The 13,106-nt window shown below is 63.8% G+C and carries 12 protein-coding genes; 4 read left to right on the plus strand and 8 right to left on the minus strand.

The window, feature by feature from the left end:
- Positions 1-6 precede the first annotated feature (6 nt).
- From LB513_RS12135 to LB513_RS12150, 4 genes are read right to left on the minus strand one after another with little or no spacing between them, the layout of a single operon-like run.
- Complete coding sequence (locus tag LB513_RS12135) at positions 7-1,065, minus strand: ABC transporter ATP-binding protein (RefSeq protein WP_224663748.1); 1,059 nt, start codon at positions 1,063-1,065, stop codon at positions 7-9.
- Positions 1,049-2,098, minus strand: coding sequence for an ABC transporter ATP-binding protein (locus LB513_RS12140; RefSeq protein WP_224663749.1), 1,050 nt, complete (start codon positions 2,096-2,098; stop codon positions 1,049-1,051). Before LB513_RS12140 ends, LB513_RS12135 begins: the two co-directional genes overlap by 17 nt.
- Complete coding sequence (locus tag LB513_RS12145) at positions 2,095-2,940, minus strand: ABC transporter permease (RefSeq protein ID WP_224663750.1); 846 nt, start codon at positions 2,938-2,940, stop codon at positions 2,095-2,097. Before LB513_RS12145 ends, LB513_RS12140 begins: the two co-directional genes overlap by 4 nt.
- An 11-nt stretch (positions 2,941-2,951) precedes the next feature.
- A complete protein-coding gene (locus LB513_RS12150) occupies positions 2,952-3,965 on the minus strand; it encodes an ABC transporter permease (RefSeq protein ID WP_224663751.1) in 1,014 nt (337 codons plus the stop codon).
- Between the two features lie 209 nt (positions 3,966-4,174).
- Between LB513_RS12150 and LB513_RS12155 the strand changes: the two genes are divergently transcribed.
- The 4 genes from LB513_RS12155 (at position 4,175) to LB513_RS12170 (ending at position 8,987) form a co-directional block, all read left to right on the plus strand.
- Entirely contained in the window at positions 4,175-5,038 is an 864-nt protein-coding gene (locus tag LB513_RS12155) for an IclR family transcriptional regulator (RefSeq protein WP_224663752.1), read from the plus strand.
- 7 nt (positions 5,039-5,045) lie between these two features.
- Entirely contained in the window at positions 5,046-6,350 is a 1,305-nt protein-coding gene (locus LB513_RS12160; protein WP_224663753.1) for an acetoin dehydrogenase dihydrolipoyllysine-residue acetyltransferase subunit, read from the plus strand.
- Positions 6,340-7,500, plus strand: a complete 1,161-nt coding sequence (locus tag LB513_RS12165) for an acyl-CoA dehydrogenase family protein (RefSeq protein WP_224663754.1) — start codon at positions 6,340-6,342, stop codon at positions 7,498-7,500. The genes LB513_RS12160 and LB513_RS12165 overlap by 11 nt, the downstream gene beginning before the upstream one ends.
- 101 nt (positions 7,501-7,601) lie before the next feature.
- On the plus strand, positions 7,602-8,987 hold the full coding sequence (locus LB513_RS12170) for an aminotransferase (protein ID WP_224663755.1): 1,386 nt from the start codon (positions 7,602-7,604) through the stop codon (positions 8,985-8,987).
- A gap of 96 nt (positions 8,988-9,083) precedes the next feature.
- Here the strand turns inward: LB513_RS12170 and pcaF are convergent, their stop codons facing one another.
- From pcaF to LB513_RS12190, 4 genes are read right to left on the minus strand one after another with little or no spacing between them, the layout of a single operon-like run.
- A complete protein-coding gene (gene pcaF / locus LB513_RS12175; protein ID WP_224663756.1) occupies positions 9,084-10,292 on the minus strand; it encodes a 3-oxoadipyl-CoA thiolase in 1,209 nt (402 codons plus the stop codon).
- 46 nt (positions 10,293-10,338) lie between these two features.
- Complete coding sequence (locus tag LB513_RS12180; RefSeq protein WP_224663757.1) at positions 10,339-11,268, minus strand: SMP-30/gluconolactonase/LRE family protein; 930 nt, start codon at positions 11,266-11,268, stop codon at positions 10,339-10,341.
- Positions 11,269-11,273: 5 nt separating this feature from the next.
- Entirely contained in the window at positions 11,274-12,293 is a 1,020-nt protein-coding gene (locus LB513_RS12185; protein ID WP_224663758.1) for a threonine/serine dehydratase, read from the minus strand.
- Entirely contained in the window at positions 12,290-13,102 is an 813-nt protein-coding gene (locus LB513_RS12190; protein ID WP_224663759.1) for an SDR family NAD(P)-dependent oxidoreductase, read from the minus strand. The genes LB513_RS12185 and LB513_RS12190 overlap by 4 nt, the downstream gene beginning before the upstream one ends.
- Between the last annotated feature and the right edge of the window lie 4 nt (positions 13,103-13,106).

The following is a 13,106-nucleotide window of genomic DNA, read 5'->3' on the forward strand; positions in this document are numbered from 1 at the left end:
GACGCCCTAGGCCAGTCGTGCCTGGCCGGGCAGGACGTTTTCGACCGGCCCCGGGAAGTGACACGCAACGAGATGGCCAGGCTCGACTTCAGCAAGCGGGGGCTTCACTCGCGCACATATGTCCTGCGTCTTGAAACACCGTGTGCGGAACGGACAGCCCGATGGAGGATTGATCGGGCTTGGAACATCGCCTTTCAGAACGATCTGATTGCGGCTCCGCTCCAGGTCAGGATCCGCGACGGGTACGGCGGACAGCAAGGCTTGCGAATATGGATGCAGCGGCCGTGCATAAAGATGATGCGCCGCTGCCACTTCGACAAAGTTGCCCAGATACATTACCGCGACCTTGTGCGAGATGTGCCGCACCACAGACAGGTCATGCGCTATGAAGACATAGGCGGTCTGCATCCTCTGCTGGATTTCCTGGAGGAGGTTCAGCACCCCGGCCTGAACGGAGACGTCAAGCGCCGATACCGGCTCGTCCAGGACGAGAACCTCGGGCTTAAGCGCCAGAGCGCGCGCGATGACGACGCGCTGGCGCTGTCCGCCCGACAGCTGATGCGGATAGCGTTTGCCGTGCGCGGCGGCGAGATTGACCAGATCGAGCATCTCCCGCACCCGCTCGCCCCGCTGTGCTCGCGACATTTTCAACAGACGCAACGGCTCGGCGATGCTGTCTTCTATGCGCATACGCGGATGCAGGGAACCGTAGGGATCCTGGAAAACCAGTTGCAGATGACGACGCATCTGCCGCATCTCGGCGGCGCCGAGCGAAACGATATCCACGCCACCGACGGTGACACTGCCGGAGGTTGGTTCGATGAGGCGAAGCAGGCAGCGCCCCAGCGTGGACTTGCCGCATCCCGATTCGCCGACAAGGCCAAGCGTCTGGCCGCGATCGAGATCGAAGGAAATGTCGTCGACCGCCTTGAGCTGCGCGACCTCGCGGCGGATCACCGCGCCCCCCACGATCGGGAAGATCTTGCGCAGATTCCGGACCGACAATGCGGTGCCTGGTGTGTCGCCTTGTGGTGTGAGAGCGGCGACGTCAGTCATTGGCACCATTTTCCGGCGCAGCGGCGCCAAGGCCTCCGTTCCATGCCGGCAGGCTGGCGGCGAAGTGGCAGGCAGATTTGTGCGTTCCCACCCTGTGGGTCGGAGGCTCCACCTTGCGGCATACATCCTGGGCATAGGCACAGCGTGGATGGAATGCGCACCCGCCGGGCAATGCGCCGAGCATGGGCGGCGCACCCGGGATCGAATAGAGCTTGTCTTCGGACATTGTGAGCTTCGGGATCGAAGCAATCAGCCCGCGCGTGTAAGGATGGCGCGGATCGGCGAACAACTCACGTACCGCCGCTTCTTCGACAACCCGGCCGGCATAGATCACCGCCACCCGGTCGGCATGGCCAGCAACGACGCCGAGGTCGTGGGTGATCAATACCAAGGCGAGCCCGAGCTTGTCCTTCAGATCGCGAAGCATCAGCATAATCTGCGCCTGCACGGTGACGTCGAGCGCGGTCGTCGGCTCGTCGGCCACCAGCAATTCCGGATCGTTGGCCACCGCCATGGCGATCATGACGCGCTGGCGCATGCCGCCCGAAAACTCATGCGGATATTGGTTGATCCTGCCCTGCGGTTGCGGAATGGCCACCAGCCGCAAAAGGTCCAAAACCCTCTGCGTCGCCTTTTGCTTGGTCATCTGACGGTTGTGCAGATAGAGCGCTTCGCGGATCTGGTCGCCCACTGTCATGACAGGATTGAGCGATGACAGCGGATCCTGGAAGATCATGCTGATCTGCGCGCCCCGGAGCGCGCGCAGCTCTCGCCGCGGCCGGCCGATCAGTTCCTGGCCCTTGAAGCGAACGGAGCCGCTGACGAGCGCGTTGCGTGCCTGTAACCCGAGCGACGCCAACATGCCCAAGGACTTGCCGGACCCGGATTCGCCGACAACGCCGAGCACTTCGCCGCGCGACACATGAAGGTCCAGCCCGCGCACGGCAGGCAGGGTGCCGTTGCGCCCGGAGAACCCCACATTGAGATCGCGGATGCGCAACAGCGCGTCGACGCCATCGGCCTCTGCAATCGGCGCGGTCATTTGGACGATCTCGGATCGAAATAATCGCGCAGGCCGTCGCCTATGAAATTGAACCCCAGCACGACGGTCAGGATCGCCATGCCAGGACCAAAGGCGATCCACCAGCTGTAGAAATAGGTCGCGCCATCCGAGATCATCGCGCCCCATTCGGGTGTCGGCGGTGTGGCGCCCAGTCCGATGAAGCTCAGCGACGCGGCGAGAAGGATGACCTGGCCGATATCCATGGTGGCGCTGATCAGGATGGGTGTCCAGCACAGCGGCAGGATGTGCTTGGTGAGAATGCGAAAGTGTCCGGCGCCGGCGGCCACGGCCGCCTCGACATGCTCGCGCTCGCGCACCTCGAGAACCTGTGCGCGCATCAGCCGCGCATAGACCGGCCACCACACCACGACCATCGCGATGCCGGCATTGCCAAGCCCCGGCCCGAGCGACGCAGCGACCGCCATGGCGAGCAGCATGGGCGGAAACGACAGCGTGATATCGACCAGCCGCATGATCGCAGCGCCGATCAGGCCACCGCGATATCCGGCGATGGCGCCGGCGCCGGCGCCGATGACGACGGCGCTCGTCACGACGATCAGGGCGATGGGCAGCGAGTGCCGCGCGCCATGGATCATGCGCGAAAATACGTCGCGGCCCAACGCATCCGTCCCCAGCAGATAATTGGCGCTGGGCCCCTGCAAGCGGCGCCCGGCCAGTTCGAGCGGGTCATGTGGCGCCAGCCAATATGGGAAAGCCGTCGCCGCGAGCCACGCCAGGACGACGAGACCCCCGACGATGAATGTAGGCGTTGCCCAGTCGGGGAGTTGGAAACGCGTTCGCGTGGTCTGGACCAGGGCCATCGCCTCAACCGTCAATTCAGCCGGACCCGGGGATTCGCAAGAACATAGGCGATATCCGTCAACAGGTTGGTGATCAGGAACATGACGCCGCCGACTATGGTAACGCCGATGATGGCGGGGAAATCGAGCGACCGTGCGGCGGTAACGGCGTAGCTGCCGACCCCCGGCCAGGCAAACACCGATTCCGTCAGGACCGCGCCGGTGATGAGATAGGCGAAGGAGTAGCTGATGACGGTGAGCACCGGCACCAATATGTTGCGGAAAGCGTGGCGCAGGACCACCCTTATCTCACCTGCGCCCTTGGCGCGCGCCGTCAGAATGAACTCGCGCTCCATTACTTCCAGCATGTTGGCGCGGACGAGGCGGGAGATGGTGCCCGCGACGGTCCAGCCGAGGACAAAGGAAGGCAGCACGAGATGGGCCAGCGCATCCCTAAAGGCGGTCATATCGCCGGCCAGCAAAGTGTCGATGGTCATGAAACCGGTGATGACGGGCGGCGGCGACATGCGGGGATCGATCCGCCCGAGACCCGGCAGGACCTGAAAATAGACTGAAAAGACAAACAGCAGAGCGAGGCCCATCCAGAAGATCGGCACCGAAGATCCGAACAGGGAGAAGAGACGCGCGACCTGATCGATCGCCGTGTCGCGATAGTAGGCGGCCAGCAACCCGAAAAGGATACCGACCACACTGCCTATGATCATGGCAGCGAGCACCAGCTCGAAAGTCGCCGGCAGGCGCGCCACCAGATCTGTCGAAACCGGCCTGCGGGTGACGAAGGACGTGCCCATGTCGCCTCGCAGCAGGTTGCCGACATAGATGAGATACCGCTCCGGCAAGGGACGATCCAGGCCCCAGCGCTGCCTCGCCGCTGCGACGATTTCCGGGTTGTTCATCTGCTGTTCGCTGACGACGGCCGTCAGAGGATCGCCCTTCGTGACCGTTGTCAGAAGAAACGCCATGGTGACGATGCCCAGGAGAATGAAGGGCATCGCGATGCCGCGCCGGAGAATATAATTCAGCATCGCCTTCCCAAGGGTTCCCCGGTTGCCACCCCTCCTCGAGCGGTCATTGGGCAATATTGACAAGCCTCGAAACACCCGTCAATAGAAATGAAATTAAGTTCCAAATTTGAGCGCTTTCCGGTTCAAGCAGCGTTATAATGCCGGAAATCGGGCTCGGGGACCGTAGAATCGCTCGTCACGACATCGCCGCGCTGTAGGGCAGGAGCAGCATGCGAAAACGAAACAAGCCGATTATCGCGCCGACGAGCGAGGATGCAGGGCATTCTTCCGCACTCGTGCGTGGATTGCAAATCTTGCGCGCCTTCACGCCAGCCGACGCCTCGCTCGGCAATCAGGATCTGATCGAGCGCACCGGCCTTCCCAAGGCGACCATTTCGCGCCTCACCTATACGCTGATAGGCCTGGGTTACCTGATCTACGACCCCGCTCTCGGTCGCTACCGCGTCGGTCCGGCGACCGTATCGCTGGGCTATTCCGGGCTGAGCAGCAGCGCCGTCATCTACATGGCCAAGCCCTTGATGCAGGCGTTGGCCATCGACACCGGTGTGGCGGTCGCGATGGGCATGCGCGACGGGCTGGAAATGGTCTATGTCGCCAACTGCCGTCCAGAAACTCCGGTAACGCTGCGGTTGAACGTCGGATCGCGCCTGCCGATCTGGCAGACATCCATGGGGCTCGCCTACATGGCGGCCATGGAAGACGCTGCGCGCGACAAGATTGTTTCCAAGCTTGTCGAAGCTCACCCCGACAGGAAGCACGTGATGCTCTCGGCCATCGATCGGGCACGCGAGAGCTATGCCCGCCAGGGCTTCGTCACGTCTTTCGGTGAATGGTACAGCTATATCAATGCCGTCGGCATTCCGTTCCGCCCAACGGACGGGTCGCAGCTGGTTGCCATTACCTGCGGCGGCATCAAGGATCTCGCGCCTGTCGAGGAGTGTCTGGGCAGCTTCGCGCCACGGCTCAAGGACCTGGTGGCGGAGCTCCAGGGTCGCCTGACGGGGGCCATCCCGCCTTTCGCACAGCCCGACGCCGGCGAGACGCCCTCCGACGGGTTCGACTACAGGGGATAGATGATCCATGCCGGTCGCGATTGTATTCCCGAAAGTGAGCCTCGAAACCGATGTCGGCACCATTGCGCGCTGGCTGAAGGATAACGGCGCGGCCGTCGCTCCAGGCGAAGCCCTGTTCGAGATCGACAATGACAAGGCGGCTGTCGAAGTCGAAGCCACGGCGCCCGGCACCGTGGTGCATCTGCGCAAGGCCGGCGACGAGGTGCGGGTCGGGGATGTGGTCGGACACATTCTGGCCGCCGGCGAACAGCCTCCGGCCCTCACGTCAACGACAGGGACCGAGCCATCGGCCGAAACCACAGGCGGGCCGCAGCCGCCGACCAATAAACAAGCTTCGCATGGCGGCTCGCGCATCGTCGCGACGCCGCTGGCGCGTCGCCTGGCCGAGCAGTCAGCGATTGACCTCTCGGCCATCCAGGGGTCCGGGCCGCGCGGACGCATCCAGAAGAAGGATTTGATCGGACTGGCAAAGGCATCCGGTGCCGCGCAGAAGGCGGCTACCGGCGCTCGTTTGAACGCCGTCTGGCTTCAGAAGGAAGGCGCGGGGACCATCGTCGCCCTGCACGGCTTTGCCTCCGACCACAATGCCTGGCGGACCCTGCTTGCCGCAGGCCGCCCGGATGCTCGCTTCCTGGCGGTTGACTTGCCGGGCCATGGTGGCTCCCCCCGCACGGTCCCCGCCGATCTCGACCTGGTTTGCGATATGGTCGAAGGCGTGCTTGCGGAGCAAGGCGTGGACAGCGCGACCGTAGTCGGCCATTCCTTCGGCGCTGCGGTCGCCGCAAGGCTTGCCAGCCGTGGCTTTCTTTCCGTGCGCTCCCTGCTGATGATTTCTCCTGCCGGACTCGGACCCGAGATCCGGGAGGAATTCCTCAAAGGCTTCGTCGCCGCGAGGCAGGCGTCCAGCCTGCTGCCCTGGCTGCGGGAACTGGTCTTCGACCCCGGCGTCCTTTCGCAGGCATTCCTGCGCAGCGTGGAGGAGCAGCGCAGGGATGAGGGGCTTTCGGCTTCGCTGAGGGCTTTTGCGGAGCTGCATTTCTGTGACGGCACGCAGACCTTCTCGATCCGCCCCGACCTTGAAAGGCTTCGGATGCCGGCGCGTATCATTTTCGGCATACAGGACAGGATCATTCCTTTCAGCCATTGCCACGCCCTGCCCGGTCGTATCGGCCTTCATGCGTTTCAGCGCTGTGGCCACCTGCCGTTCCTGGAACAGCCTGACATGACGATGTCGATCCTCGAGGAAATGCTGGCGCTGGCCAATGCCAGCGACACGGCTTCGCTTGGCGAGCGGACACGCCATGTCGCTTGAGCCCGAGATTTTCCAGCAATTGCTCGAGACCGTCCGCCGGTTCGTCAAGGAGCGTCTTGTTCCACTCGAAGCGGAGGTCAGCCGGTCCGACCGGGTGCCGGGAGGCGTCAAGCAGGAGATGCGCGAGCTGGGCTTTTTCGGCCTCTCCATTCCGCAGGAGTTCGGCGGACTGGGCCTGACCATGGAGGAAGAGGTCCGCGTCACCTTCGAGCTCGGCCGCACATCGCCGGCCTTCCGTTCGGTTTTCGGCACCAATAACGGCATCGGCTCGCAGGGTATCGTCATGGACGGCACCGACGAGCAGAAGCGCCATTATCTGCCCCGCCTCGCCACAGGCGACATTATCAGTTCGTTCGCCCTAACGGAGCCGGAGGCTGGCTCGGACGCGGCGTCGCTGCGCACGACAGCGCGCAGGGAGGGCGAGTTCTATATTCTGAACGGCACCAAGCGGTTCATCACCAACGCGCCCTATGCCGATCTTTTCACAGTGTTTGCCCGCACGGAGTCGGCAAGCCGCCCCGAAGGGGTGGTAACCGCCTTTCTAATCGACGCCAGGACGCCCGGCCTGTCGCTGGGAAAGATCGACAGGAAAATGGGACAATCCGGCTCCCACACCTGCGATGTCATATTCGAGGATTGCAAGGTCCCGGCATCGGCTGTGCTTGGCGGCACGGAGGGACAGGGCTTCAAGACGGCGATGAAAGTGCTGGACCGGGGTCGCCTCCACATTTCCGCCCTCTGCGTCGGCATGGCCGAGCGCCTGATCGCCTACAGCCTGTCCTACGCCATGCAGCGCAAACAGTTCGGCCAGCCGATCGCCGAGTTCCAGTTGATACAAGCCATGCTGGCCGATAGCCGCGCCGAAACCTACGCGGCCAAATGCATGGTGCTGGAGACCGCGCGCGGCAAGGACCGCGGCGACAACGTCTCGACCGACGCGGCGTGCTGCAAGATGTTTGCCAGCGAAATGGTCGGACGGGTTGCCGACCGCGCGGTTCAGATCCATGGCGGAGCCGGCTATATGGAAGAATACGGCATCGAGCGCGCCTACCGGGACGTGCGTCTGTTCCGGATCTACGAGGGGACCACGCAGATCCACCAGATCCTGATCGCCAGGAACATGATCAAGGAAGCCCTTGCCGCCGCCTGACGCCAGCTACGGGCGCCGCCCCCCGCAGGTCTCGCGTCTATGAGATTGAACGCCGATTTCTTTATCACCCTCGCCCAACATCAAGCCAACCGGTGACCTCCATGTCCTTGAACGAGCCGACCGAAACCAATGCGATGGATCTCGCCTATCATTTCCATTCGCAGACCAACCCTCAGGCCTTATCGCGCGAAGGCGCCTATGTCGTGGTCAAGGGCGACGGGGCTCACGTCATAGACGAGAGCGGCAAGCGCTATATAGATGCGATGGCGGGGCTGTGGTGCGCTTCGCTCGGCTTCAACGATCAGCGCCTCGGACAAGCGGCGGCCGCGCAGTACCAGGAACTCGGCTATTATCACAGCTTCTACGGCCGCACGAACCCGAAGGCGGCGGCGCTCAGCAAGAAGCTCGTCGAACTGACGAAGATGGAGGGCGGGCGCACTTTCTTCGTGACATCCGGCTCCGAAGCCAATGAAACCATGGTCAAGCTGGCCTGGCTTTATCACGCCTCGCGCGGCAAGCCGACCAAGCGCAAGATCATTGCGAGGGACCGGGCCTTCCACGGATCGACCATTGTCGCCGGATCGATGTGCGGCCTGGAGATGATGCACCGCGAGTTCGGACTGCCGCTGCCGGGTTTCGTGCACACGCTGCATCCGAACAGTTACCGCGTGAAGCTGCCCGATGAAAGCGAAGGCGAATTCGTTGGCCGGCTGGCGGCCGAACTCGAACGGCTGATCCTGCGGGAAGGGCCGGACTCCGTCGCCGGTTTCATCGCGGAGCCGGTGATGGCGGCCGGAGGGATCCTGCCGCCGCCGGCGGGATATTTCGAAGCGGTCCAGACGATCCTGACCAAATACGACATATTGCTCCTCGACGACGAGGTCGTCTGCGGATTTGGCCGGACGGGCAACTGGTTCGGGTGTCAGACTGTCGGCATGCAGCCCGACATGATGTCGCTGGCGAAAGGCATCACATCCTCCCACTTCCCGCTCGCAGCCGTGGTTGTGGCGCCGAAGATCATCGAAGCGGTGGAGCGCTACAATGAAGGCGGCACATCGTTCGGGCACGGCTTCACCAATGCCGCGCATCCCGTAGGGGCCGCCGTCGCCCTGGAGGCCATCGCCATCTACGAGGAACTGGAAATCGTCGCCCGGGTCCGCAAGATGGGCGCGCTGCTTTTCGATCGGCTGAAGCATGCAACCAGGAATTCGTCCATTGTCGGGGACGTGCGCGGGATCGGGCTGATGTATGGTGTGGAACTGGTGGAGGACCGGGACACCAGGGCACCTTTCGCCCCGGCGCGCATGATCGGCGCCAAGCTGGCGGCCAGCGCCTACGAGCATGGACTCGTCGTCCGGGCGATGCGCGATACGATAGGCTTCTGCCCGCCGCTGATCATCAACGAGGCGGATGTCGAAGAGATCGGCGGCAAACTCGAGAAGGCCCTGGCCGACGTGGAAAGGGATCTTCGGCAGCAGTCCATCTAGCATTAGGCCGGCGCGCTCACCCCGGCGTCCTTCAAATGCCGGCACGCCGGTCAGCGGGCGGCCACGACCGCAAGCCCAGCGGCCTCCGCGAAGGGATCAGACCCGCTCGATGGCAATGGCGATGCCCTGCCCGACGCCGATGCACATGGTTGCCAGTGCCAGTCTGGCGCCGCGTTCCCGCAATTCCAGCGCGGCGCTGCCCGTGATGCGCGCTCCCGACATGCCGAGCGGATGGCCAAGCGCGATTGCACCGCCATTCGGGTTTACATGCGCCGCGTCCTCGGCCAGGCCGAGCTGCCGCAGGACGGCAATGCCTTGTGCGGCAAAAGCCTCGTTGAGTTCCACCACGTCGAAATCGCCGGGGGTCAACCCGAGCCGCTGGCACAGTTTCTTTGTGGCCGGCACCGGCCCCATGCCCATGAAGCGCGGCTCGACGCCGGCGGTCGCCGCGGCGAGAACCCGCGCGATCGGGGTAAGCCCATGCTTCCTGGCCGCCGCCTCGGAAGCCAGGATCAGCCCGGCCGCTCCGTCATTGACGCCGGATGCATTGCCCGCCGTGACCGTGCCGCCCTCCTTGCGGAAAGGCGTCGGCAGCAGCGATAGTTTGTCCACGGTGGTTCCCGCACGCGGATGCTCGTCCCGATCGACAATCACGGCCTCGCCCTTGCGCTGGGGGATGGTTACCGGCGCGATCTCGCGGGCGAGGCGTCCGTTCGCCTGCGCCGCGACAGCCTTGTCCTGGCTGCGCACGGCGAAAGCGTCCTGATCCGCGCGAGAGACCGAAAATTCGGCCGCCACATTCTCGGCGGTCTCGGGCATCGAATCCACGCCATATTGCTTTTTCATCAATGGGTTCACGAAGCGCCATCCGATGGTCGTGTCGTAGATCTCGGCATTGCGCGAAAATGCCTCGGACGCTTTCGGCATGACAAAAGGCGCGCGCGACATGCTCTCGACGCCGCCGGCGATCGTGAGTTCGGCCTCGCCTGCCTTGATCGACCTCGCCGCGATCGAGATCGCATCCATGCCCGATCCGCACAGGCGGTTCACGGTGGCGCCCGGCACCCCGACTGGCAAGCCGGCCAGCAGCGACGCCATGCGCGCGACGTTGCGGTTGTCCTCGCCGGCTTGGTTGGCGCAACCAAGGATGACGTCATCGACGGCCTCCCAGTCCACTGTGGCATTTCGGCCCATCAGCGCCTTGAGCGGAACGGCGCCAAGGTCGTCGGCGCGAACCGCCGACAAGGATCCTCCAAAACGGCCGATCGGCGTGCGGATGTAATCGCAGATGAAGACTTCGGTCATTGTTCCTCCCCGAACGAGCGGCGCTCGAATTCAGCAATCTGACAGGTTAGGCGATGGCTCGTGAGCCGGAATGGTGCAAGGCCAATCCCGGCTCGTGCCATGCAAGCCTGACCAATCGTGCCTGGTGCGAGAGTGTCACGTAGCAGGTCCGCATGTCGGTGCCACCGAAACATAGATTGGTCACCAGCAAGTCCGGGACGGGGTGCACGATCGCCTCGCTGCCTGGCCCACGGAACTCAAGGATGGCGCACAGGTCGAGTGCCGCCGCGCAAACCGCGCCAGACTGCGTAACGGCCAGCCCGTCGAACCGGGCGCGGCCGCCCGGGCTGGCGAAAAGGGCGCCGCCGGCCGGCGAAGGCCAATCCAGCTTTCGAACCTGGCCGGGCGCTTCGATGGTCCACGACCAGATACGGCCGGTATAGGTCTCGGCGACGTAAAGCGTCTTTCCATCCGGCGAGAGCGCGATGCCGTTCGGGGAGATGAGACCGTAAATGACCTCTTTTATCGCCGAGCCGTCGGCCGCGGCCCAATAGACGGCGCCGAGATCCATATCGCGCTGGCGCCGCTTGCCCATGTCGGTGAACCAGAAGCCGCCGGTTCCGTCGAACACCAGATCGTTCGGCCCGCGCAACTGATAATCGCCACACCGGTCGTAGAGGCGCTCGACGTGTCCCGATTGGAGGTCAACGACGTCGATGCCGCCTCCCTGGTAGTCCGCCCGTTGCGCTCCGGTGCGCAGCCGGCCGCCCTGCACATCGATCCAGTCGACCCCGCCATGGTTGCAGACATATATGCGGCCGTCCGGCCCCAGCGCGGCACCGTTAGGCCCTCCCGGGATCGTGGCAATGACATCGACAGACCCATCCGGCAAGACACGCTTGAGGCTCTCATCCGCTATATCGACAAGGACGACTGAACCGTCCGCCATCACGACCGGGCCTTCGGGATAGACGAGATTGTCAGTTACGACCCTCATACCCGTCATCCGGCCAGTCGTGCGGGTGACGGGTCGACGAGAGCGGTATCAGCGATCTCGCGCCGATAGAGATCGAGATCCACGTTGCGGCCGCTGAGCACGACGGCGAACGTGCGGCCCTGCACGTCCATCCTGCCTGTGAGAATTGCGCCCAGTGCCAGCGCCCCGCTTGGCTCCGCGACCAGGCCGAACTCTTCGAACGCGGCCTTCATTCCAACGCGCGCGTCGTCATCGCTGGCACGCACGATGCCCGACAATGACTTGCGGTTGATCGTGAACGTCAGTTCGCCGGGCGTCAGCGACAGCAAGGCGTCGCATATGGTCTTGCCGGATGCGGAAACGGCTACCCGCTCGCCTGCCGACAGGCTTCGTGCCGTATCGTCATAGGCTTCGGGCTCGACGCCCCAGATTTCCGTTTTCGGCGACAGGGAGCGAAGCGCGAGGGCGCTGCCGGCGATCAGACCGCCACCGGAACAAGGGGCGGTAAACAGATCGATCGCAATGTCCGAAGCCGCCGCCTCCTGAACTGTTTCATAAGCGACGGTCGCCGCGCCGGCAATAATTTCGGCATCATCGAAGGCGGGTATGTAGATCAGGCCCTGATCGTTGCGCCATTGGGCAACCAGCGCATTGCGGTCTGCCGTGCGGCGGTCGTAGGCGATAATTTCGGCGCCGAATGCCCGCGTCTGCTCGATCTTGGTGCGCGGCGCATCCACCGGCATCAAGATGACGATGCGCCGCGCGCCGGCTTGTCGGGCCGCCCACGCCACAGCCAGCCCGTGATTGCCCGAGGACAGAGCGAAGACGCCTCTGGAGAGCTCGCCAGGGGATAGCCGCGATATCCTGTTCCAGGCGCCCCGGATCTTGAAACTTCCCGTAGGCTGCAGCGTCTCGGCCTTTACGAGCAGGCGGCCGCCAATATGCGTATTCAGCCGCTCGCTCTCGAACAGCCATGTCTTGCGCAGAACCGGCGCCAGCCGTCTGGCCGCGTCCTCGATCTGCCGAATATCCGGCGCACCCGTCATAGTGACGCCTTGCGATCGGCCAGGGCTTTGGCGCCAATCTCCTGGTTCTTCTGTACGACGTCGAACAGCCGGCGCGGGTTGGCGCCGATCGCCTTGACCACGCGGCCTCGCGCGGAGGGTATGCAGACCTCGACTTTTCTCGCCTTGATCGCCTTCAGGATGATCGCCGCTATGGCGTCGGGAGACGCGGCAGCCCGCGCAAATGCCGCGGTGACGTTCTTCTCCGCTTCCAGTTCAAGCATCGGCGTCTCGGTCGCACCGGGGTGGACAATGGTGAAATCGATCGGCGAGGCGCGCTCCTCCAGAGCGATGCCGAAATGCATGGCGCGCAGCGCATGTTTCGAAGCAGCGTAACTCACCAGGCCAGGCAGTGTGAGGAATGACGTCATCGAGCACACCGTCACGACGTGACCCGACCCTTGGGCCTTGAAATGAGGGATGACCGTCATGGCTCCGAGCATCGGCCCAAGTGCGTTCACCTTGAGCGTCTGCTCATGCATTTCCAAAGGCACGTCCGCTGTCAGGCCGGGATGCGCAATGCCCGCATTGTTCACGAGAATGTCCAGTCCGCCGAAATGCTGGCGGGTCGCATCGAGTGCCTGCCGCCACATCTGCGGCGAGCAGATATCAAGGTCGATCGGCAAGGCATTGTCGCCGAGCTCAGAGGCGAGCTTTCTCGCCGCATCGAAGGCGATATCGGCGATCGCAACCCGATAGGCTTTTTGCACGGCAAGCCTGGCGATCGCAGCGCCGATGCCACTTGCCGCCCCGGTTATCAACATCACTTCCGGCCGTCGCTGTCCCGTCATTCCT

The organism is Mesorhizobium sp. ES1-1 (genome assembly GCF_020164785.1).
Classification (GTDB): Bacteria; Pseudomonadota; Alphaproteobacteria; order Rhizobiales; family Rhizobiaceae; genus Mesorhizobium.

Bases quoted from the DNA above. Each gene is read 5' to 3' on its own strand.
- LB513_RS12135 (WP_224663748.1), bottom strand. From the start codon at position 1,065: ATGGTGCCAATGACTGACGTCGCCGCTCTCACACCACAAGGCGACACA.
- LB513_RS12140 (WP_224663749.1), bottom strand. From the start codon at position 2,098: ATGACCGCGCCGATTGCAGAGGCCGATGGCGTCGACGCGCTGTTGCGC.
- LB513_RS12145 (WP_224663750.1), bottom strand. From the start codon at position 2,940: ATGGCCCTGGTCCAGACCACGCGAACGCGTTTCCAACTCCCCGACTGG.
- LB513_RS12150 (WP_224663751.1), bottom strand. From the start codon at position 3,965: ATGCTGAATTATATTCTCCGGCGCGGCATCGCGATGCCCTTCATTCTC.
- LB513_RS12155 (WP_224663752.1), top strand. From the start codon at position 4,175: ATGCGAAAACGAAACAAGCCGATTATCGCGCCGACGAGCGAGGATGCA.
- LB513_RS12160 (WP_224663753.1), top strand. From the start codon at position 5,046: ATGCCGGTCGCGATTGTATTCCCGAAAGTGAGCCTCGAAACCGATGTC.
- LB513_RS12165 (WP_224663754.1), top strand. From the start codon at position 6,340: ATGTCGCTTGAGCCCGAGATTTTCCAGCAATTGCTCGAGACCGTCCGC.
- LB513_RS12170 (WP_224663755.1), top strand. From the start codon at position 7,602: ATGTCCTTGAACGAGCCGACCGAAACCAATGCGATGGATCTCGCCTAT.
- pcaF (WP_224663756.1), bottom strand. From the start codon at position 10,292: ATGACCGAAGTCTTCATCTGCGATTACATCCGCACGCCGATCGGCCGT.
- LB513_RS12180 (WP_224663757.1), bottom strand. From the start codon at position 11,268: ATGAGGGTCGTAACTGACAATCTCGTCTATCCCGAAGGCCCGGTCGTG.
- LB513_RS12185 (WP_224663758.1), bottom strand. From the start codon at position 12,293: ATGACGGGTGCGCCGGATATTCGGCAGATCGAGGACGCGGCCAGACGG.
- LB513_RS12190 (WP_224663759.1), bottom strand. From the start codon at position 13,102: ATGACGGGACAGCGACGGCCGGAAGTGATGTTGATAACCGGGGCGGCA.